The following is a 2,592-nucleotide window of genomic DNA, read 5'->3' as shown; positions in this document are numbered from 1 at the left end:
AAATCCGGCCATGGCTGTCACTGATTCAGGTCCATTTCCAGAACGACACAAGTCTCGGGTGGATTTGAACAGGATTTTCTCATTTCTTTCACCAAGATCGGCACATCATTACAAAGATAACAGCAAATTTTCATTGGCTGCCCTCTTGTTCATAGATCACCGCAACCGATCATTTGCGGCAAAAAGGTCAACACCCGCGGTATCGGAGCATGCCCCGCACGAATTTCCGACATGATGACCGCCACCCGCCCCCAGTCCGTACCTGGCTAAAAAACAGAGATTCCCGGCCGAACGTGCATATACTGATTTTATTCCCCTTTCTTGAAAATAATCAGAGGACAGTTTTTACAAATATCAGCCCCCGGAAATCCATCACCAGGACGGGTAATGGCCGCACTACCGTAGGTTTCCTTGCGCTCCAGAAGGCGTTTTACCATGGGCTCAAGATGCTCACCGGGCAGAATGAAGTTGATCTCCCCACGTTCGGTTTTGCCGGCATTGTAGGACCCGGAGCAGGCGGGCAGCATGTTTGCAAGTTTTTCGTTGTAGACATACACGTTGCCGGCACAGGCTGAGGAATTGATCGTTATGTTCGCTCGCATCGGATAAATCCCGGTTGCCGACATCCAATCTACGGCAAGATGGTAAGCTTGCATGTTATCGCAGTAAAAATGGACGGTGTCGGCAACAAATTTCGCATCACCAAGCGGAGCGACCGCAACTCCGATAAGACCGGATTTAAGGCGTGGTTTGGTCTGCACGGCTTTTTGGGCCTGGGCTTCATCCCGAACATATTTGAGGTGGCTTTTTATCTCATTGTCATCAATTTCTTTCCAAGCGAAGCCGCACATGGCATTTGAACATCCCAAGCCTTTGGGTTCAGCATAGACGATTTGGCCTTTCATTCGGGCAGCTATTTCCCACTGGCAAAATGTCATTGGCTTGACAGGGGTATAATAGTCGTGCACCTTTTTGAATTCGGCAACTTCGCTCTGATCAAAAAAGAATTTGACCGCAATGGGAAAATGGTACAGTCGCAATTCCTCCATGAGGATATGCTGCATTTCCTTGTAACTCAGTGTCATTTTTCTCTCCCAATTTACATTTCTCAATCATTGAGAGCTGTTCCTCTTTCTCGAGCTTCCAAGATATTTTCTCAACCTTCAAGGGTGAGAGGGAATGTCAGTTACCCTGCGGACCAGCCCCTTAACATTGTCGATCACCTTACCTTGACGCTACAGGCCCCTCGACTCAATGGAGGTGGATGAAGTGCAGAGTAAGGGAATCAGCCCTCGATATATTTTATAAAAAATAACGAGTCAACAACAAAACTTCTTCCAGATATTGTTTGGAAAAAAACAGCCACTCCCGTTAGAGGTGGTCGCGGAAGCTTGGACAAGCCGTTAAGTGGAAAATCTGCTCCCCGTAACGCCCTGAGATGGGCAGAGCAAGGAGCAGAACATGGCAAAAGGAACGAGACGGAACCATTCAGCGGCCTTCAAGGCGAAGGTGGCCCTGGAAGCCATTGCCGGTGAGAAGCCCCTCGGTGAATTGGCACAGCAGTACGAGGTCCATCCGAACCAGATCACGACCTGGAAGCGGCAGCTCATCGAGAGTGCCGCTGGCGTTTTCGGCAAGTCGTCGTCCCGGGACCAGGGCGCGGAGGTGAAAGCGCTGCAGGCCAAGATCGGGCAACTGACGATGGAAAACGATTTTTTAGAAAGTGCGCTCACCAAAGCGGGAAGGCTGAGCGCAAAGCGTTGATTGACCGCACCCATGCATTGCCGCTGAAACGGCAGGCCGAACTGATCGGCGTCAACCGAAGCAGTCTGTATTATCGACCCAAACCCGTCCTCGAGGGTGATCTGGAGTTGATGGGGCGCCTGGATGAACTGCACCTGGACAAACCGTTCATGGGCACGCGCATGCTGCGCGACCAACTGGCGCGAATGGGCATCAAGGTCGGACGCCGACGCATCGGCACCCTGATGAAGCGGATGGGCATTACGGCCGTGTACCAGAAGCCCGGAACCAGCACGAAGCATCCGGGCCACAACGTACCTGCTGCGGGGCATGAACATCAACCAGAGCAACCAGGTGTGGGCGCTCGACACGACCTATATTCCCATGGCCAGGGGATTTGTCTACCTGACTGCGGTAGTGGACTGGGCCAGCCGGAAGGTGCTGGCCGCCAGGATCGCCATCACCCTGGAGGCCTGTCATGCGGTCGCTGTGCTGCAGGAAGCGTTTGCCCGGCCCGGCACCCCTGCGATCATCAACACCGACCAAGGGAGCCAGTTCACCGCTGATGAGTTCATCCGGGCTGTGCAGGGCCAAGGCTGTAGGCTCAGCATGGACGGTCGCGGGGCCTGGCGGGACAACATTTTTGTCGAACGGTTATGGCGGACCGTGAAGTATGAAGAGGTCTACCTGCACGCCTATGACTCGGTCAGGGAGGCACGGACCTCGATCATGCGCTACCTGGACTGGTACAACCGGTCCAGACCGCACTCCAGATTAAGTGATTATCCACAAATAATTTGCTCGCAATTTTCCCACCTCCAGCTAATATCCGTTGAAACCAAGCAACGG

2 protein-coding genes and 1 pseudogene are annotated in these 2,592 nt (G+C 52.9%); 2 read left to right on the top strand and 1 reads right to left on the bottom strand.

All coding sequences use genetic code 11. From position 1 onward, the window contains the following. On the top strand, positions 1-235 hold a 235-nt coding region (locus Q362_RS24380), incomplete at its 5' end, for a hypothetical protein (RefSeq protein WP_211248535.1). Positions 236-308: 73 nt separating this feature from the next. Here Q362_RS24380 and Q362_RS0117585 read toward each other — a convergent pair. After that, positions 309-1,085: a DUF169 domain-containing protein gene (locus Q362_RS0117585; RefSeq protein WP_028319684.1), complete on the bottom strand. Its 777-nt coding sequence runs from the start codon at positions 1,083-1,085 to the stop codon at positions 309-311. A gap of 376 nt (positions 1,086-1,461) precedes the next feature. Here Q362_RS0117585 and Q362_RS23940 point away from each other — a divergent pair. Beyond that, positions 1,462-2,520 (top strand): annotated as a pseudogene (locus Q362_RS23940) (IS3 family transposase); the annotation flags it as partial. Positions 2,521-2,592: the final 72 nt, after the last annotated feature.

Origin of the sequence: Desulfobulbus elongatus DSM 2908, assembly GCF_000621145.1 — a bacterium.
Classification (GTDB): Bacteria; Desulfobacterota; Desulfobulbia; order Desulfobulbales; family Desulfobulbaceae; genus Desulfobulbus; species Desulfobulbus elongatus.
The sequence above is the reverse complement of the archived record's forward strand: the minus strand, read 5'-3'. Positions and strand labels throughout refer to the sequence as shown.

Excerpts from the sequence above, each read along its gene's own strand:
- Q362_RS0117585 (WP_028319684.1), bottom strand. The coding sequence starts at position 1,085 with ATGACACTGAGTTACAAGGAAATGCAGCATATCCTCATGGAGGAATTG.